Genomic DNA, 19064 nt, shown 5'->3' with positions numbered 1-19064 from the left:
CGAAAAATCGAGGCCCGCATGAACCGTGATGATCCTCCCCTCGTCGTCTTCACGCCCTCCGGTCGGCGTGGCCGGGTACCTTCCGGGACCTCGGTTATCGATGCCGCGCGACGCCTCGGCGTCGATCTCGACAGCGTCTGCGGCGGGCGCGGCATCTGCTCGAAATGCCAGATCGCGCTCGGGACCGGCACCTTCCCCAAGCACGGGATAACCGTCACCGAGCAGGCCCTCTCCCCGAAAAATGCCGTCGAGCAGCGCTATGACGAGAAACGCGGCCTGCCCCCCACCCGCCGCCTGGGCTGTCAGGCGCGCATCCTCGCCGATGCCGTGATCGACGTGCCTCCGGAAAGCCAGATCCACCGCCAGGTCGTGCGCAAGGCGGCCGAGCTCCGCGCGATCGAGATGGACCCGGCCACGCGGCTGTGCCTTGTCGAGGTGGCCAAGCCCGACCTGCAAGCGCCCAGTGGTGATCTGGAACGGCTGAATTCGGCCCTGGCCGCGCAATGGGACATCGGCCCCGCACGCTGTCCGTTGTCGGTTCTGGCCCGGCTTCAGTCGACACTGCGTCATGGCGACTGGCAGGTGACCGTCGCGCTGCATCGCGCTCCGGACGGGCTCGAAATTCTCGACATCTGGCCCGGCTTCTTCGAAGGGCCGCTCTACGGGCTGGCGATCGATATCGGGTCGACCACCATCGCCGCGCATCTGACCGATCTCTCGACCGGTACCGTCCTCGCCTCCTCGGGCCGGATGAACCCGCAGATACGCTTCGGCGAAGACCTGATGAGCCGGGTGTCGCATGCAATGCTGAGCCCCGGGGGGGCCGCCGAGATGACGGCCGCCCTGCAGTCCGGGCTCGACCGGATTGCCGGCGAGATCGTGATCGAAGCCGGAATTTCGTCCCGGCAAATCGTCGAGACGGTCCTGGTCGGCAATCCGGTGATGCACCACCTTGCGCTGGGGCTCGATCCGGTCGAGCTGGGACAGGCGCCCTTTGCGCTGGCGACCTCGGGCGCGCTGTCGCTTGCGGCCCGCGATCTGGGGATCGGCGCGATCAATCCGGAGGCCCGCGCCTATCTGCTGCCTCTGATTGCGGGGCATGTCGGGGCGGATGCGGCCGCCGTGGCGCTGAGCGAAGCCCCCGAAGAGGCGGACGAGCTGACCCTCATCGTCGATGTCGGCACCAATGCCGAGATCCTGCTCGGCGACCGGAACGGCGTGCTGGCCTGCTCCTCGCCGACCGGCCCCGCCTTCGAGGGCGCACAGATCAGCGCGGGTCAACGCGCTGCCCCCGGGGCCATCGAACGGATCCGGATCGACCCCGCCACGAAAGAGCCCCGCTTCAAGGTGATCGGTTGCGAGCTGTGGTCCGACGCCCCGGATTTCGCCGAAACCGTCGGCCCGGCCGGCATCACCGGCATCTGCGGTTCCGGCATCATCGAGGCGGTGGCCGAAATGCGGCTGGCAGGGCTTGTCGACAGGTCGGGCCTGATCGGCTCGGCCGCCCAGACCGGTTCCGGGCGCTGCCGCCCCGAGGGCCGCACCCAGTCCTATCTGCTGCATGACGGCTCCTCTGCCGGCGGGCCCGTCATTGCCGTGACCCAAACCGATATCCGGGCGATTCAGCTTGCGAAAGCAGCGCTTTACGCTGGCGCGCGGCTGCTGATGGACCGCCGCGGCGTCGACCGGGTCGCGCGGGTGGTTCTGGCCGGGGCCTTCGGTGCCCATATCAGCCCGCTGCACGCCATGGTGCTGGGCATGGTCCCCGACGTCCCCCTGGATCGGGTTCGGTCCGCGGGAAATGCCGCCGGGACCGGTGCGCGGATTGCGCTTTGTTCGATCGCCGCACGGCGCAGGATCGAAGAGATCGTGCGCAGGATCGAAAAGGTCGAGACCGCGACCGAGCCCAGGTTCCAGGAGCATTTCGTGGCCGCGAATGCCCTGCCCCATGCCTCGGATCCGTTCCCGGAACTCGCCCGCCGGCTGGATCTGCCAGATGTCGTCTTCAATGCCGATGGCGGCGGAAGCCGGCGCAGACGTCGCTCGCGCTGATCGCAATCGGGTGATCTGCCGGGTCTGGACCGGGCTTCCAACCGGACGGCCCGCTTGCGCATCCTTCCTCCCGGCCACAAGGCGGGACGCGAGATCATGATCGGGAGGACGGCTGCACAACAGAGGCTTTGCATTTGCGCCTCCGGCGCTTTCGACCGGCCGGGGCCGTCTTCTCCGCGGGATGTCCGACAAGGCGGATACGCAGGACCGCGCCGGTGCCGGACAACCGTTTTCACGATGAGCGCAGAGGTGCACCACATCGCCGGTGGCGCCCGGGGATCTCGGCATGATTCCACGCGCGCCCCTGCACTCTCCGGGAGATGAACGGGAGGGGGAATTGCGCTGGCATTCGGCGACCTGAACCGCGCCCGCCCCCGAGGCACGCTCTGCCCGGGACGGATATGGGCCAGGCAGAGCATTTGCCCGGGCATGGTCGGGGGGGCTTTGCCCGGGCCACCTCCGGGGCCGTTTCCCGGCCGATCGGGGGGAGCGCTCCCGGGAGCATGACACCCCCGCACCGCAGGACGGCCCTAAGGGACCGCATCGCAGGTCACAGGCTCTGTCGCCGGTCGCAATATCTTCGCCTTCCGGGCTCTGCTCCGGCAGGTCCGGCAAGGTCCGGGAAGACCCGACGGCCGCCGCCCTGACCGGGAATGCACGCCTCCGCCCGGATGCCGGAGCCGCGATCTTGATCGGAAGATGATCCTTGCGCCCCGATCGCCATGCTCGGCTGTCAGCCCGGCCGATAGCGGCGCGACGCGCCGAGAACGCAATCCATGGCAATTGTCAAAGCTCCTCCCACCAAGGACTGTCCATGACCCAGCGACTGGCCTGTCTGGACGCCTCAGATTGCCGCCCCGACCGTGGAAGACCCGACCTTTTGGGCATCCGGAGGCCGTTCCTTTCGGCGGCGGTCTAGTCGGCGCTGGCCAGCTTCATCATGATGATGCCGCTGATGATGAGAAGCGCCGCAATGATCCGGGCCGGCGTGATCGCCTCTCCCAGAACGACGATCCCGACGACGAATGCGCCAACGGCACCGATCCCCGTCCAGATCGTGTAGGCCGTGCCGAGCGGAAGCGACTTCATCGCCACGGATAACAGCCCGAAGCTGGCGAGCATCGTGATGAGGGTGATGATTGTCGGGGTGACAAGCGTGAAACCGGCGGACTTCTTCATCGAGAATGCCCAGACGATCTCCAGGATACCGGCCGCAAAAAGACAGATCCAGGCCATGCGCGATCTCCTTCCACCGGGCCGTCCCGCATGATGACCGGAATGGTGAGGCCGTCCTCGGACGAACAATTAGAACCTCTCCAAGAGCTTGGCAACCAGAGGCCCGACACGACCGTCATGGGGAGGCTGCGCCCCGGCGACAGCAACGCGACATGCGTCCGGGCACAGGAGCAACGGGCCGGGCAGGCCCGCTGGCGATTGCCCTCGGAAAACGCGGCATGCGGCAGATGCCCCTTGTCCCCATGGCCGATGTCCGGCGCCCTGAGCGCGTCCGGGACCGATGCCCTTCGCCGCCCTGCCGGTCGATACAGGGCCCTGGCATCGCATCGCCTTGTCCGGCACGGGATGTTGCCCGATATTGTCATCTGCCATGCAGACCGGTTCCATGCCCTTCCCGTCGCTGCGCCGCGGTCGCGCCCATGAGGTCTGCGGCCCGGGCGCGGTCTTCTTCGCCCTGGCCCAGGCTGCCCGGATCGGAGGGCCGCTGCTCTGGGTCGCCGAAAGCTGGCAGACCGAGCGGATCAACCCTGCCGGGGTAGCCGCCATGATCGACCCCGGACGCCTCCTGCTGGCCGAGCCCCGCGACCAGGCCGAGGCGCTGGCCGTGACCGAAGAGGCCCTGCGCTCGGGCGCGGTGCCGCTGGTGGTGACGGAGCTGACCAAGGCCCTGGGGCTGACAGCGGGGCGGCGGCTGCAGCTTGCGGCGCGGGACGGCAACGCCACCGCGCTGTCGATCATCGCCGACCGCATCGAAAGCGGGGGCGCGGGCAGCAACGCGGCCGAGACCCGCTGGCACTGCACTCCCGTTTTCGATGCGGTCTTCGATCCGGCCGGCTCGACTCTGCAGCGCTGGTCCCTTATAAAGAACAAATCGGGAACAGTTGGGGACTGGCATGTTCGATGGGATGCACAGACGCATCGTCTCGATCTGGTTTCCCCGGCTGGCGAGCGACCGGGCCCTGAGGCTGCGCCCGGTTGAGGCCCCTTTCGCGCTGAGCGTGACCCGCGCCGGGAGCGAGCGGATCCATTGCCTGAACCTCGCGGCCGACTCCCGTGGCCTGCATCGCGGCATGGCCCTGGCCGATGCCCGTGCGCTCTGCCCCGATCTTCTCAGCCGTCCGGCCGATCCGGCCGCCGATGCGCGGTTTCTTCGCGCGCTCTGCCGCTGGGCCACGCGCTACTGTCCCTGGGCGGGGACCGAGGGCCAGGATGGGCTGGTCCTCGACATCACCGGCTCGGCGCATCTTTTCGGCGGCGAGGCCGAGATGCTCGCCGACATCCGCGCCCGGCTGATCCGGGCCGGGATTGCCGCGCGGCTGGGACTGGCCGCGACCCGCGGCGCGGCCTGGGCCCTGGCCCGCCATGGCGAGGGCGTGGCCGCGCCCGGCGCGGACCCGCTGCAGGCCCTGGGCCATCTGCCGGTCCGGGCGCTGCGTCTGGAGGAGGAGACCGTCGCCGCGCTGGAGCGGCTGGGGCTGCGCACGGTGGCCGACCTGGCGGCGCGGCCGCGCGCGCCGCTGGCCCGCCGCTTCGGCCCCGATCTGCTGAAGCGGCTGGACCAGGCGCTTGGGGCCGAGCCCGAGGCGATCGCGCCCGAGGCCGAGCCGCCGCATTACGCCTTGCGCCTGAGCCTGCCGGAGCCGATCGGGCTGGTCAGCGATGTCATGGCCGGGACCGGACGGCTGCTCGAGGCGCTTTGCGCCCGGCTGAAAGACCGGCAGCATGGCGCGCGCGTGCTGTGCCTGACACTGAACCGCGTCGACGGGGACAGCCGGCAGATCGAACTGCGCCTGGCCCGCCCCCTGCGCGAACCCGCGCGCATTTTGCCTCTGTTCGAGCGCGGCGTCGCGGGCGTCGAGGCGGGCTGGGGCATCGACCGGCTGCGGCTCGAAGCGGTGCAGGTGGAACCGTTGCCGCCTTGCCAGACCGGTTTTCACGGCGGTGACCGGACGGATGGGCTGGATGACCTGATCACCCGGATCGGAACCCGGATCGGGCTGGAGAACATCCGCCGCTTCCTCCCCGCCGACAGCCATATCCCCGAGCGCAGCTTCCTGATCGCACCCGCCGCCTGGTCCGAGCCGGGCGGGGCCTGGATCGTCCCGCATCCGCGCACGCTGCGGCTGTTTCCGCCCGAGCCCATCGCCGGGACCGGGCCGCAACCGCCGGGGCGGTTCCGCTGGCGGCGCATGGCGCTGAACACGGCGCGTGCCACCGGGCCCGAACGCATCGCGCCGGAATGGTGGCTGGAGGATGATAACTGGCGTTCGGGCGTCCGCGACTATTGGCGGGTCGAGACCCGGCAGGGGCGGCGGCTGTGGCTGTTCCATACGCCGCAGGCGCCGGGCTGGTTCGTGCAGGGAGAATTCGCATGAGCGGAGAGCCCCGAGACCCGCTGCCCAATGCCCCGGGCACCGCGGGCTATGCCGAACTCTGCGTGACGACGAATTTCACCTTCCTGACCGGCGCCTCGCATCCCGAGGAACTGGTGCTGCGCGCCGCCGAGCTGGGGCTTGCCGCCATCGCGATCACCGACCGCAACTCGCTGGCGGGCGTCGTGCGCGCCCATGCCGCGCTGAAGGAGATGCGGCGCGAGCAGATCGAGACGGTGCGCATCCGCTCGCAGCACCGCATCGACACCTGTTCGCGGCAGGCGCTCGGCGATCCGCAGGATCTCGCCCGCCCCGAAACGCCTACCCTGCCGCTGCCACTGCCCCGGCTGATCGTGGGCTGTCGCCTGGTGCTGCGCGACAGCCCCGTCGACTGGATCGCGCTGCCCACCGACCGCGACGCCTATCAGCGGCTGAGCCGTCTTCTGACCCTGGGCAAGCGCCGGGCCGAAAAGGGCGGCTGCCATCTCGACCGGCAGGACCTGACAGAGGCGGCGCAGGGCCTGATCCTGATCGCGCTGCCGCAGGCCGATCCCGAGACCTGCGCCGAGCCGGTCCGCGAGATGCAGCGCCGCCATCCCGGCCGTGTCTTCCTGGGCGCGGCACCGCGCTATGACGGGACCGACCAGGCCCATCTGGCGGCCTGCGCCCGGCTTGCGCTGCGGGCCGCCGCGCCGATGGTGGCGGTGGGCGACGTGCTGATGCACCGCGCCAACCGGCGGCGGCTGGCCGATGTGCTGACCTGCCTGCGCGAGAAGATCACCATCGACCGGATCGGCACCCGGGCGCTGCCCAATGCCGAGCGCCGGCTGAAGGGCGCCGCCGACATGGCGCGTGTGTTCCGCGACCATCCCGCCGCGCTCCGCCGCAGCCTCGAGATCGCGGCGCGCTGCTGCTTCGATCTCGACGAGCTTGCCTATGAATATCCCGACGAGGCCGCCGGGGACGAGGCCCCGCAGGCACGGCTGGACCGGCTGGCGCGCGAAGGTCTGGCCCGCCGCTGTCCCGAGGGCATTCCCGAGCATTATCAGGCGCTGGCCGAGAAAGAGCTGCGGGTGGTGGGCGAGCTGGGCTTCGCCGCCTACTTCCTGACGGTGCATGACATCGTCACCCATGCCCGCTCGATCGGCATCCTGTGCCAGGGGCGCGGCTCGGCGGCCAATTCGATCCTGTGCTGGGCGCTCGGGATCACCGATGTCCCGCCCGACCGGATCGCCATGGTCTTCGAACGCTTCCTGTCGAAATACCGGGGCGAGCCGCCCGATATCGACGTCGATTTCGAGCATGAGCGCCGCGAGGAGGTCATCCAGCATATCTATGCGAAATACGGCCGCGACCGGGCCGGGCTCTGCGCCACGGTGATCCATTTCCGCACCCGCGCCGCGATCCGCGAGGTGGGCAAGGTCATGGGCCTGTCGCAGGATGTCACCGCCGCCCTGTCGGGCCAGGTCTGGGGCATCTCGGGCAAGGGCCCCGATCCGGACCGGATCCGCGAGCTGGGGCTCGATCCGGCCGACCGGCGGCTGGCCCAGACGCTGCACCTGATCGGCGAGATCATCAGCTTTCCCCGGCATCTGTCCCAGCATGTCGGCGGCTTCGTCATCACCCGCGGGCGGCTGGACGAGCTCTGCCCGATCGAGAACGCGGCGATGGAGGACCGCACCGTCATCGAATGGGACAAGGACGACATCGACACGCTGGGCATTCTCAAGGTCGATATCCTGGCGCTGGGGATGCTCAGCTGCATCCGCAAGGCCTTCGATCTGATCGAGCGCCACGAGGACCGGGTCCTGAGCCTCAACACCGTGCCCCAGGAGGACGCGGCCACCTACCGGATGCTGCAGCGGGCCGATGCGGTGGGGGTGTTCCAGGTGGAAAGCCGGGCGCAGATGAACTTCCTGCCGCGGATGAAGCCCGCCACCTTCTACGATCTGGTCATCGAGGTCGCCATCGTCCGCCCCGGCCCGATCCAGGGCGGCATGGTGCAGCCCTATATCCGCCGCCGCCAGGGGCTGGAGGCGCCCGAGGCCTTCGGCCCGGCGCTGGAAGAGGTCACCCGTCGCACCCTCGGCGTGCCGCTCTTTCAGGAACAGGCGATGCAGATCGCGGTGGTGGGCGCGGACTTCACCGCCGAGGAGGCGGACCGGCTGCGCCGCTCCATCGCCTCGTTCCGGCGCATGGGCACCATCGGCCAGTTCCGCGACAAGTTCGTGGCGGGCATGCTGGCCAACGGCTACGGCCCCGAGGTGGCCGAACGCTGTTTCGGCCAGATCGAGGGCTTCGCCGATTACGGCTTTCCCGAAAGCCATGCCGCGGCCTTCGCGCTGCTGGTCTATGTCTCGGCCTGGCTGAAATGCCACCGCCCGGCGGTCTTTGCCTGCGCACTGCTGAATGCCCAGCCGATGGGGTTCTACGCCCCCGCCCAGATCGTGCGCGATGTCCGCGAGCATGGGGTCGAGGTCCGGCCGGTGTGCATCAACCACAGCACCTGGGACAACAGCCTCGAGCGGCGCGCCGACGGGGCGCTGGCGCTGCGGCTGGGGTTTCGTCAGATCAAGGGCGTCCGGCGGGACGAGGCCGACTGGATCGTCGCCGCCCGCGGCAACGGCTATCGCGACCCCGGGACGGTCTGGCGTCGCGCGGGCGTCGCGCCCGCCATGCTGGAACGCCTGGCCGAGGCCGACGCCTTTGCCGGGATCGGATTTTCCCGCCGCGAGGCGCTGTGGCAGATCCGGGCGATCCGGGCACAGGCACCGCTGCCGCTCTTCGACGATCCGATCGATGGCGAGGCGATCCACGAACCGGACGTGGCGCTGCCGGCCATGCATCTGGGCGAACAGGTGGTCGAGGATTATGTCTCGCTGCGCCTGTCGCTCCGCGCCCATCCGATGGAGCTGCTGCGCCCTGCCCTGTCCGGCCTCACCCCCCATGACCGGCTGGCCGAAGCGCCCTTGCGGCCCACCTCCGTCTGCGGCCTGGTCATCACCCGGCAGCGCCCCGGCACCGCCTCGGGGGTGATCTTCCTGTCCCTGGAAGACGAGACCGGCGTAGCCAATGTGGTGGTCTGGCCGAAGGTGTTCGAGCGGTTCCGGCGCGCGGTGATGGGCGGGCGGCTGCTGCGGGTGACGGGACGGCTGCAACGCGACGGCCTCGTCGTTCACCTGATCGCAGAGCGGGTCGAGGACCTCTCCGGCCGCCTGTCCGATCTCAACCATCCGCTTGCCGGAACCATCGCCGCCCCCCAGCCATGCGCCGACGATGCCCCCCGCCCGCCGCGCCCTGCCACTGCCGCCCGGCATCCTCGCGAGCAGGCCAAGCGGCTGTTTCCCAGCCGGGATTTCCATTAGCCTCTGGCCGCATCGACCGGCGCGCAATTCCCTTGTCGACATGCGTGGCGCGCCCGAATTGAAATGGGGCGACGCACGGATGGCGCGGCCTCAGCCCTGCCTTCTCAAGGGCGATACCAGGCCGGGGGCGATGGCCGGCGCCTATCGCTCGGGACGCCCTCACAGATCGCAAGGGCTGGCGATGGCGCGATGCACCGTCCGCAGATGGGCGGCCGACGCCCCTCCCGACCCGATGGCAGCGCAGGAACGAGAGGGATATCTTCGCCGGAGCCCCCAATGGTCAGGCAGCCGAGCGGAAGGCGATCACGACCGGCCTGAGCAGGCGAACGCCCTGAATTCACGCGCGCCTGCAGCCGAAACGGCAGGGCGCGGTCTTCCGGCGCTGTTTTCCCGAGAGGTGATGCCATTCGCCATGGACCTCCGCGCTTGCAGGCGGGCCGGGTTGCGCGACCGCTCTGCAGTGCCGGCTGTCTGTCTGGAAGGGATCGGCGGCTTGCCAACCGCGCCGACGGTGCCAATCGGCTCCGCAAACCATTGAAAAAATGACAATCCCTCGAAATCGAACGTCCTGCGGCATAACCATCGGATGGGAAAAGCGCCGCAACAGAGGCCGCACCCGGATCGAGATCATGTTCGGAAGGCCGGGAAACAGGTGCCGCGGCGACCGGCAACGCCAGAGGGCTGGAAGGGTTTTCCTGCCGGCCGTCTCCTCCCGTCGCCAAGGCCCGGTTATGGGACAGAGCCGACGGGGCATCCGGGTTTCGGGAAGCATTTCGGGGATGTCTGCCGGGACGGGCGAATACGACCATCAGCAATCGGGCAGGACGACCAGCGCTCAGGTGCTACCGAGCGCGCCTGACGATGCGCGATGAGGACAAGATGGTCGGCGTTTGAAAAAGGAACGGAAGGACCGAAACCTCTCAGAGAACCCACCTAAAAAGGGGAAGCACGGGGGGAAGTGCAGGCTTCTGTTGCCAGGTGCCTGCGAACCCCGCCTTACGTTGCTAGACGCAAGGGCTTAAGATTTGGTTTTGCGGACTGCTTACGCAGCCAGCGCCACCGGAGCACGGTTGTCATTGGCAACTATCATGCTTGCACCGATAACGGTGGTAGCTCACCGGGCAAAAGCTAACCCCTTTAGACGTCCGTCGATCCTGTTTCGGCCCCATGATCCCGCCAATGTGGGATATTTGGTGGAGCCGCCGGGTACCGCCCCCGGGTCCGATCCGCTTATTACGGGCGCGTTTATCGCCATAGTCCCTTGCGAGACAGGCTGAAGATAGGCCGGGTGCTGCGCCGGTTCAAGGGGGCATCGGACTCGTTCAGCGGCTGGGAAGGGCCGCGCAATGGGCACCGCCCGCCGCCTGGCCAGACCCCAGCGCGAAAAGCGGCGGCGAGAGATAGGGATCGAGCGGGGCCGAGCGTGCGAGATCGAAGGCCAGAAACCCCGCAACCGCCGCCAGGAGGCTCAGAACCACCGGGCGCCGGGTCATGACCGCCCCTCGAGCCCCAGCCAGGGCCGGAGCTTGATGCCGTACCAGGATCCGGTGAAGGCGGCGGCGAACCAGGCCCAGCCATGCAGGCTGCCGGTCGAGATGCCCGAGAAGAAGGCTCCGATATTGCAGCCGAAGGCCAGCCGCGAGGAATAGCCCAGCAGAAAGCCCGCGATCACCACCGCGACCCAGGCCCGGGCCGGGTGATCGGCGATCCGCCCCGAAAGCCCGTCGCGCCAGAACGCGGCCAGCGCCGCGCCCGCGATCAGCCCCAGATCGGTCAGCGAGGTCACATCGGTCAGCACGCTCTCCCGGACCCGCTCGACATTGCCGGGTGCGGTCCAGAAGGCCGAGCCCGAGAGATCGGCGCCAAGCGCGCTCGCGCCCTTCGCGACCCAGAGCCCGAGGCCGTAGACCACGCCCCAGGGCTGCCCCGCCACCGCCAGATGCAGGATCGCAAGCCCCGCCAGAAGGATCGCCGCCACCCAGTAGCGCCCCGGGATCGCGCGCTTTTCCGGATCGGCCAGCGCCAGCGCCAGCCCCGCGACCGAGGCCAGCAGCACCAGTGTCAGCGCCAGCCCGTCACTGCCTGCCAGCACAGCGACCGGCAGCGCGCCAAGCCCGGTCCACCAGAGCAGATGATAGGCCCCGAAGAAGCTGCCGAGACAGAAGAAGGGCAAGGCGACCACGGCGACCAGATTGCCCGAGCCCGCATTGACCAGCGTGCCCGAGCCGCAGCCCAGCACGATCTGCATGCAGGCGCCGAAGACGAAGGCGCCGCCGAGCATGGCGAAGCCGACCGGCGCATGGGCCCCCAGAAGCTCGCCCGGATGGTTGGCCAGCATCGGAAAGGCTGCCGCCGCCACCAGCGCAAGGCAAACCATCTGCGCCACCAGTCCCGATGCGTCGCGCTGCAGGATCATCCGCCGCCAGGGGCCGGTGAAGCCGAAGCGCAGCCCTTCCAGCACGAGGCCGAAGCCAAGCCCGATGGCCAGCAGCGCGCCCGAGCGCGGCCCGGCCATGGCGGCCACGGCCAGCACCGCAAGGGCAAGAAGGCCAAGACCGGCGGTACGGGGGAGAAGACGGGAGGAAAGGGGCATTGCCTGGCTGCGATATGTCATGGGGCTTGTCAATTCACTTGGGTCAATGAAATCAGTAGCGTCCGCTCACACGGTTCCAGAGATTGCGAAGCGGACCGGGAACATTCGCCGCCTCATGGCCCGAGCGGGTCCAGCCGACCATCGATTCAGGGTAAAGCCTGACCCCCTCGATCCCCGCCAGCTCGCTGAGGGCGAACCAGTTGGTGGCGGCCCAATGGCCGGTGTTGCAGAAGGATACCGGCGCATCGCCAGCGCCGAGGCCATTGGCGGCGGCCAGCCCGGCGGCCGCCTCGGGCGCGATCCGGGCGGGGGCGTCGGCCTCGAACCAGCTTGAATGGGGCAGCGGACGCGATTGCGGCAGCGTGCCGGGCCGGAACGCGGCCGGATGCTTGGCATTGCCCGCCCAGAATGCTTCGGGCCGGGCGTCGATCAGGGCCCCCTCGGCCTTGCCCGCGACGATGGCCTCGACATCCTCGGTCGTGGCCAGCCATTCATGGCTGAAGCTGACCTCGATATCGCTGGGCGCATGGCCAAGGGCCGGGCCGGTCTCGACCGGAAGCCTGGCCGCGCTCCAGCCCGCCATGCCGCCATTCAGGATCGCAAGCGCGCTGACCCCGCTCGATTTCAGCGTCCAGTAGACCCGCGCGGCGGCACCGAAATCCGAGGCATCGCGGCCCTGATGCACGATCACCGTCGGCCGGTCGCGGGTGACGCCAAGGCTGCGCAGCACCTCGGTCAGCCGGTCCTCCGAGACCAGCTGCCCCGGGTTCTCGGCCGGGCCACGGAACAGTCCGTAAGGCGCAGAGCGCGCGCCCGGAACATGTCCCGCCTCGAAGACCGGCGCGGCGCCGTCGGGACCGCTGCGGATGTCGAGAACGAGCGGTGCGGGGGCGTCAAGCGATGCGGCCAGATCCTGAGGGTCGATCAGGGGCCCGAAGCCCGGTGCCGAAAGCGCCGGTCCGGCCAGCAGGGCAAGGGCAAGGGCTGCGCTCGGGGCATGTCTCGTCATCGTGTCACCTCTTGATTCCGGCCCCAAGCTGTGGCCGCACGCCGCGCGACGCAAGGCCGCAATGTCACGTTAACCCCAAGAGGATTCATTGTGAAGATCGCCTGTTCGTTGTGCGCCCGCCTCTGGCATTCACGCGTTTCGGGTTGTGGGCGCTTTCCGGAACGACAGGGGCATTCCGTTTTGCATAAAAGAAAACCAGTATAAAGAGAGAAGAAAGCAGGGACGTGACTTTCGCGACGCTGCTGCAAAACCGTCCGGTGCCCCCCCTTTTCGACGGACGGGCTCATCCCACGGCTTTCGTGACGCGAAACAGGCCATTCCGCGAACTGACGGTCAAAGCCGCGCGTCGCGAGACATCGACGCGACGGCTTGACGCTATGCGTGCGGGGCGTTGTGTCATACGATCGCTCCCGTCATCTCGGGTTTTTCAGAGCCCGGCCTTCTTGCGGCGCGGAATGATCGCGACAGTGCTGCGGCTTATCTCCGCCCCCGCCGGAGCGCGTCGCCATCTGCCGACCAGTGCCTGCCCTGCGCGCGCTGGATACAAGGCTGGGCATCGTGCGCAGATTCCAGGCGAGCTTCACAGAGCAACCATTTGGCAAATATATAAATCTCCCTCAGCCGAGACGCGCCAGACCCGGAAATGTCTCAAGCAGCCAGTAGCTGAAACTGCTGAAGGCACCGGTCAGAAGCGCAAGCCCGACCGCGAGCAGCAGCACCCCCATGGCCCTCTCGATCAGCGCCATATGCCGCTTGAGACGGGTCATGATCCCCATCGCCCGCTGGATGAAGAGCGCGGCCAGCAGGAAAGGAATGCCAAGCCCGGCGGCATAGACCGCCAGCAGCACCGTCCCGCGCGAGAGGCTGGCCTCGGATGCCGCCAGCGACAGGATCGCGCCGAGCTGCGGCCCGATACAGGGGGTCCAGCCGAAGGCGAAGGCCAGCCCAAGAAGATAGGCCCCGAGCGCCGATCCGCCGCGGTCGCCCGCATCGACACGGACCTCGCGATCGAGCAGCGGGATCCGGATCACATGCAGGAAATGCAGGCCGAAGACGACCACCACGGCCCCGGATATCCGCGCAAACAGGGTCTGGTTCTGCAGAAAGAAGGCCCCGAAGGCCGACGCGGTGAAGCCCAGCAGCAGAAAGACCGTCGACAACCCCAGCACGAAGAAAAGCGCGGCCACCGTCGCCCGTCTGCGCACGCCGCCCGCTCCGGTCAGTTCGCCCATCGAAATCCCGCCCATATAGGCCAGATAGGGCGGCACGATCGGCAGGACGCAGGGGCTGAGAAAGCTCAGAAGGCCCGCCGCCAGCGCCACCAGCATGGCAGGCAGCAACCCCGCATCGATCAGCTCTATTCCGAACATCACCCCTCCGTCGGTCGGCCTCTGGTCCGGTCCTAGCGGAAGCCGGTCCATTCGTCACTGGCCGCCCTCTCACAAAGCCGTGGACATGTCGGCGCATCGGGCCTAAGCGCGGTCGCATGGGTGCCGAGATCGAGATCGACCTGCGGGGGCTCAGATGCCCCCTGCCCGTCCTGCGGGCGCGCAAGGCGCTGGACGGGCTCGCCCCGGGCCATCTGCTGAGGCTCTGGGCCGACGACCCGGTCGCGGTGATCGACATTCCGCATTTCTGTCGCGAAGCCGGGCACGACCTGATCGGCACCGAAGAGACCGGCACGGCAACGCTCTATCTGATACGGAAAGGATAGGCCCGGCCCCCTTTCGGGAACCGGGCCTCGATCATCAGCTCCGGAAAGGTCGCGGCTCAGCGGCCGACCGACCACCACCCCTGCCGCTTGGGCACGCTGTCTTTCGACGCCTCGGCGGTTTTGGGCTCCGGTTCAGGCTGCGTTTCAGGCCTCAGCGTGGGCTCCGCCTCGGGGGCCGCCTTTTCCTCGGCCTCGACAGCAGCCTCGGCGACCGGCGCCTCCGCGGCCAGTTCGGCTTCGGGCAGTTCGACCGTTTCGGGCGAGGCCTCGGCTTCTTCCACAGCGGCTTCTTCGACCACGGGGGCCTCTACCGGGGACGCCGCCTCTGCAGGAACCTGGGCTTCGACCGCTGCAGGTTCCTCGGCTTTCGGCGCGACAGCCTCCTCGGCCCGAGCTTCGGCCCCGGCTTCGGGACGCTCGGTCTTGCGACCGCGCGACCGGCTGCGGCGCGAGCGCCGGGGTTTCTCTTCCGCGGGCTTTTCTTCAGCAGAAGCGGCCTCGTTGGCGGCCTCTGCCGTCACCGCCTCGGGCGCCTCCGCGTCGGTATCGCCATCGCTATCCGCGTCGTCGGACTCGTCCTGACCGGCCTCGACGCCCTGATCCTCACCGCCCTGCGGGGTTTTCTTCTTCCGGCGGCGGCGACGGCGCTTCTTGCCAGGCTTGTCCTCGCCCTCGGGCGCGGGCACGGGGGCCGCGGCGACAACCGGCGTCTCTTCCTCGTGCTCGTCCTCCTCCTCGACCGGGTCGGGCATGTCCGACATGTCGAGAGAGACCACCGGGGTCACGACCTCGGGCACCGCACGGGTGGCGGTCTTGAAGCGCTCGATCGAGAAATCTGGCGAGATCAGGAAGGGATCGGCCTCGATCCGGACGGACAGGCCATAGCGGGCCTCGATCTGGGCCACATGCTCGCGCTTCTGGTTCATCAGGAAGTTGACGATGCCGATGGGCGCCTTCAAGAGCACCTCGCGCGAGCGGCCGCGCACCCCCTCTTCCTCGATCTGGCGCAGGATCGACAGCGCCAGATTGTCATCCGAGCGGATCAGCCCGGTGCCGTGGCAATGCGGACAGGGCTGGGTCGTGGCCTCGATCATGCCCGGGCGCAGACGCTGGCGCGACATCTCCAGGAGACCGAAGCCCGAGATCCGGCCGACCTGGATCCGGGCGCGGTCGGTCTTGAGCTTGTCCTTGATGCGCTTCTCGACGGCAGCGTTGTTCTTGCGCTCTTCCATGTCGATGAAGTCGATCACGATCAGACCCGCGAGGTCGCGCAGACGCAGCTGGCGCGCCACCTCCTCGGCGGCTTCGAGGTTGGTCTTCAGCGCGGTTTCCTCGATCGAGCCTTCCTTGGTGGCCCGGCCAGAGTTCACGTCGATCGCCACCAGCGCCTCGGTCACGCCGATCACCAGGTAGCCGCCGGATTTCAACTGCACCACCGGATTGAACATCGAGCTGAGATAGCTCTCGACCTGATAGCGCGCGAAAAGCGGCATCGGATCGGTGTAATTCTTCACGTTCTTGGCATGGGACGGCATGATCATCTTCATGAAGTCCTTGGCCAGGCGGTAACCGCCCTCGCCTTCCACCAGAACCTCGTCGATCTCGCGGCTGTAGAGGTCGCGGATCGAGCGCTTGATCAGATTGCCTTCCTCGTAGATCGGGGCGGGCGCGACGGATTTCAGCGTCAGTTCGCGGATCTGTTCCCAGAGCCGTTGCAGATATTCGTAGTCGCGCCGGATCTCGGACTTGGTGCGCTTGGCGCCCGCGGTCCGGATGATCAGGCCCGCGCCTTCCGGCACGTCGAGCTCGGAGGCGATTTCCTTCAGCTTCTTGCGGTCGACCGCATTGGTGATCTTGCGGCTGATACCGCCGCCGCGCGCCGTATTGGGCATGAGCACGCAGTAGCGCCCGGCCAGCGAAAGATAGGTGGTGAGCGCCGCGCCCTTGTTGCCGCGCTCTTCCTTGACGACCTGGACCAGCATGATCTGCCGGACCTTGACCACTTCCTGGATCTTGTAACGACGCGCACGCGGTTTGCGCGGGCGGATCTCTTCATGCACGTCCTCCTCGGCGACCGACTCGATCTGGTCGTCATGGTGGACCTCTTCGGGGCCGTCTTCCTCGGCCTCATCAGAGACGGACGCCGGGGCGTCATCGGCCTCGTCGGTCTTCCTGCGCGGGCTGCGACGGCGGCGGCGCGAGGAGGACTTGCGGGTCTCGGCGGTGTCCTCCGCCTCGACCGGCTCCTCGCCGTCCTCGTCATCGCCCAGGTCGACGACATCCATGCCGGGAATGCCACCGCTCGGCTCGCGGCTCTCGACCGGATCGTCGCTATGCGCGGCCATGGCCATGACCGAGGGCGGCGGGTCGTTGTCCTTCCCGTCCTCATCCTCCTCGGAATCGCCGGCGGGGCCGGCATCCTCGGCCTCGGCTTCCGCAGCAGCTTCGGCCGGCCGGCTCTCGTCTTCCGCGGCCGGAACGTCAGCGGCGGCCGCGGCATCCTGTTCGCGGTCCTCCGCCTCTCCGGCGTCACTCTCGGTCCCGTCTTCCCCGGCCCCGTCTTCCCCGGACGCAGTCTCCGGCGCGGCAGAAGCGGGCTTGTCCGCGCGCGGCTTCCGGCGCGAGCGGCTGCGACGCTTGGGCTTGTCGCTTTCGCCCTCATCGTCCTCCATCTCTTCGGCCAGGGCACGCTCCTCGGCCAGAAGCGCCTCGCGGTCGGCGACCGGGATCTGGTAATAGTCGGGATGGATTTCCGAGAAGGCGAGGAAACCATGGCGGTTGCCGCCATAATCGACGAAGGCCGCCTGCAAGGACGGCTCGACCCGCGTGACCTTTGCTAGGTAGATATTGCCAGCAAGCTGGCGTTTGTTGACGGTCTCGAAATCGAACTCGTCAACCTTGTTTCCGTCCACCACGACCACGCGGGTTTCCTCCGCGTGGGTGGCGTCGATGAGCATCTTCTTTGCCATTGGATCTCTTTGCACCACGGCAAGTCGCTCGGCCCCGGCGGGGCAGAATGGCTTGATGGGTGACTTGTTGGGGCGTCAAGGCGTGCAAGCGAGGCCCGGGCGGCGGCGTCAAGCCGTCTGCGTCCCTGCCTCGTCATCTGTGCACGCTCCATCGCGGTTCGTCTCCGATGCCGCGGAAGCGGCATCCATTCGGTTGTCCCGGCGTCATTTCCGCGCCGGAATGCGGTGGGCCGGAACCGGCCCTATCGGTCTGTTTCCTGCGGGTACCGGGCATCAGGCGCCCGACGCCGCGCGAAAAAACAGCGAAACTCAAAATCCTGCAGAGCGGCCGCGGGGCGGCGCATCCCTCTGCAGGATGACATTAGCGGGTGGAAGCGGTCAAAGACAATGCCTTTTTCCACACCCTCCGCGGTCACAAATAGTCGGCGCGGCTGAGACCGTATTTGGCCATCTTCTCGTTCAGCGTCCGCCGCGGCAGGCACAATTCCTCCATGACCGCCGCGATCGAGCCCTTGTGACGCCGCATCGTATTGTCGATCAGCATGCGTTCGAAAGCCTCAACATATTCTTTCAGCGGTTTGCCTTCGGTGGTCATCACCGGCTGGCTGGCCTCGTTATCGGCCATCAGCAGGCTTGCGATGGTGCCCGAGCCGCGCCGGTTCTGCAGCACCGCGCGTTCGGCGATGTTGATCAGTTGACGCACATTGCCCGGCCAGGGTGCCTGCATCAGCTGGGCCGCTTCCTGTGCCGTGACCTCGGGCGCGTCGCAGCCATATTCCTCGGAGAACTGCTCGCTGAGCCGGTTGAACAGCGTCAGCATGTCCTCGCCCCGATTGCGCAGCGGCGGCAGCGTGATCCTCATCGCCGCCAGCCGGTAGAACAGATCGGGCCGCAGCACGTCCTCGACGGTCTTGTCCTGCTCCTGCAGGTTCGACACCGCGATGATCCGGGTCTCGGCGGGGCTGCCCTGCTCGTTGATGAAGGTCAGAAGACGCGCCTGCAACGCGGGCGAGAGCGCCTCGACATCCTCGAGGCAAAGCGTCCCGCCCCGGGCCTCCTCGACTGCGGGAAGCGTGGTCGAGCCATCCTCGATCGGGCCGAAGAGCCGCGCGGACAGCGCCTCGGGAGCAAAGGCGGCACAGGCGATCTGAACGAATTTGCGCCCGGCGCGCGGCCCCACCGCATGCAGCGCATGGGCGACAAGGGTCTTGCCGGTCCCGGTCTCTCCATCGATCAGGACATGGCCGTCGGCCTGGCCCAGATCGAGAATATCCTCGCGCAGCCGCTCCATCACCGCCGAGGACCCGATCAGCTTCCTGACCAGCACCGAGCCGTCGCCCAGCTCGCGCCGCAGCGCCCGGTTGTCGAGCGCCAGCCGCCGGGTCTGGCTGGCGCGCTTGGCCAGCTCGGTCATGCGGTCGGGATTGAACGGCTTCTCCATGAAGTCGAACGCGCCGATCCGCATCGCCTCGACCGCCATCGGCACATCGCCATGGCCGGTGATCAGGATCACCGGAAGGCTCGAATCCTGGCTCATCAGCCGTTTCAGGAAGGTGATCCCGTCCATGCCCGGCATCTTGATGTCGGTCACGACGACGCCGGGATAATCGGGGCCGATATCCTTGAGGGCATCCTCGGCCCGGGCATAGGTGGCGGTGTCGAACCCGCTCAGGGCCAGCCACTGGCTGATCGACTGACGCATATCCTGTTCGTCATCGACGATGGCGATCTTCATGGCCTGGGGCATGTGCTGC

Annotated in this window: 12 protein-coding genes and 1 other RNA gene; 5 read left to right on the top strand and 8 right to left on the bottom strand. The window is 68.1% G+C overall.

The window, feature by feature from the left end:
• Nucleotides 1-18: 18 nt before the first annotated feature.
• On the top strand, nucleotides 19-2052 hold the full coding sequence (locus tag B5V46_RS07155; RefSeq protein WP_080615961.1) for an ASKHA domain-containing protein: 2034 nt from the start codon (nucleotides 19-21) through the stop codon (nucleotides 2050-2052).
• A 915-nt stretch (nucleotides 2053-2967) separates the two neighbouring features.
• On the opposite strand, the gene B5V46_RS07150 is transcribed toward B5V46_RS07155, so the two are convergent.
• Entirely contained in the window at nucleotides 2968-3288 is a 321-nt protein-coding gene (locus B5V46_RS07150; protein WP_080615960.1) for a multidrug efflux SMR transporter, read from the bottom strand.
• A 370-nt stretch (nucleotides 3289-3658) separates the two neighbouring features.
• Between B5V46_RS07150 and B5V46_RS07145 the strand changes: the two genes are divergently transcribed.
• From B5V46_RS07145 to B5V46_RS07135, 3 genes are read left to right on the top strand one after another with little or no spacing between them, the layout of a single operon-like run.
• Nucleotides 3659-4267, top strand: a complete 609-nt coding sequence (locus tag B5V46_RS07145) for an ImuA family protein (protein ID WP_080615959.1) — start codon at nucleotides 3659-3661, stop codon at nucleotides 4265-4267.
• The gene (locus B5V46_RS07140) at nucleotides 4182-5663 is read left to right on the top strand and encodes a DNA polymerase Y family protein (RefSeq protein ID WP_080615958.1); all 1482 of its coding nucleotides are present in this window, start codon (nucleotides 4182-4184) and stop codon (nucleotides 5661-5663) included. The genes B5V46_RS07145 and B5V46_RS07140 overlap by 86 nt, the downstream gene beginning before the upstream one ends.
• Nucleotides 5660-9025, top strand: a complete 3366-nt coding sequence (locus B5V46_RS07135) for an error-prone DNA polymerase (protein WP_080615957.1) — start codon at nucleotides 5660-5662, stop codon at nucleotides 9023-9025. Before B5V46_RS07140 ends, B5V46_RS07135 begins: the two co-directional genes overlap by 4 nt.
• A gap of 957 nt (nucleotides 9026-9982) precedes the next feature.
• Here B5V46_RS07135 and ssrA read toward each other — a convergent pair.
• From ssrA to B5V46_RS07115, 5 genes are all read right to left on the bottom strand, one after another.
• Nucleotides 9983-10334, bottom strand: a transfer-messenger RNA (tmRNA) gene (ssrA, locus tag B5V46_RS07130).
• A 13-nt stretch (nucleotides 10335-10347) separates the two neighbouring features.
• Complete coding sequence (locus B5V46_RS20195; protein ID WP_196774370.1) at nucleotides 10348-10518, bottom strand: hypothetical protein; 171 nt, start codon at nucleotides 10516-10518, stop codon at nucleotides 10348-10350.
• Nucleotides 10515-11618: a YeeE/YedE thiosulfate transporter family protein gene (locus tag B5V46_RS07125; RefSeq protein ID WP_080615956.1), complete on the bottom strand. Its 1104-nt coding sequence runs from the start codon at nucleotides 11616-11618 to the stop codon at nucleotides 10515-10517. Before B5V46_RS07125 ends, B5V46_RS20195 begins: the two co-directional genes overlap by 4 nt.
• Nucleotides 11619-11670: 52 nt before the next feature.
• Nucleotides 11671-12627 (bottom strand): sulfurtransferase, encoded by a 957-nt coding sequence (locus tag B5V46_RS07120; RefSeq protein WP_080615955.1) that lies wholly within the window; start codon nucleotides 12625-12627, stop codon nucleotides 11671-11673.
• Nucleotides 12628-13244: 617 nt separating this feature from the next.
• Nucleotides 13245-13997, bottom strand: coding sequence for a cytochrome c biogenesis CcdA family protein (locus tag B5V46_RS07115; protein WP_080615954.1), 753 nt, complete (start codon nucleotides 13995-13997; stop codon nucleotides 13245-13247).
• A 116-nt stretch (nucleotides 13998-14113) separates the two neighbouring features.
• Here B5V46_RS07115 and B5V46_RS07110 point away from each other — a divergent pair, with 116 nt between their 5' ends.
• Nucleotides 14114-14341: a sulfurtransferase TusA family protein gene (locus B5V46_RS07110; protein ID WP_080615953.1), complete on the top strand. Its 228-nt coding sequence runs from the start codon at nucleotides 14114-14116 to the stop codon at nucleotides 14339-14341.
• 56 nt (nucleotides 14342-14397) lie between these two features.
• Here B5V46_RS07110 and B5V46_RS07105 read toward each other — a convergent pair whose 3' ends face one another.
• Nucleotides 14398-17310 carry a ribonuclease E/G gene (locus B5V46_RS07105; protein ID WP_080615952.1) on the bottom strand — a complete coding sequence of 971 codons (2913 nt, stop codon included), beginning with the start codon at nucleotides 17308-17310 and terminating at the stop codon, nucleotides 14398-14400.
• Nucleotides 17311-17722: 412 nt separating this feature from the next.
• On the bottom strand, nucleotides 17723-19057 hold the full coding sequence (locus B5V46_RS07100; RefSeq protein ID WP_080615951.1) for a sigma-54 dependent transcriptional regulator: 1335 nt from the start codon (nucleotides 19055-19057) through the stop codon (nucleotides 17723-17725).
• Nucleotides 19058-19064: the final 7 nt, after the last annotated feature.

The sequence above is a fragment of the Rhodovulum sp. MB263 genome (assembly GCF_002073975.1).
GTDB lineage: Bacteria > Pseudomonadota > Alphaproteobacteria > Rhodobacterales > Rhodobacteraceae > Rhodovulum.
Note: the sequence above shows the minus strand (reverse complement) of the source record. Positions and strands in the feature narration are given on the sequence as shown.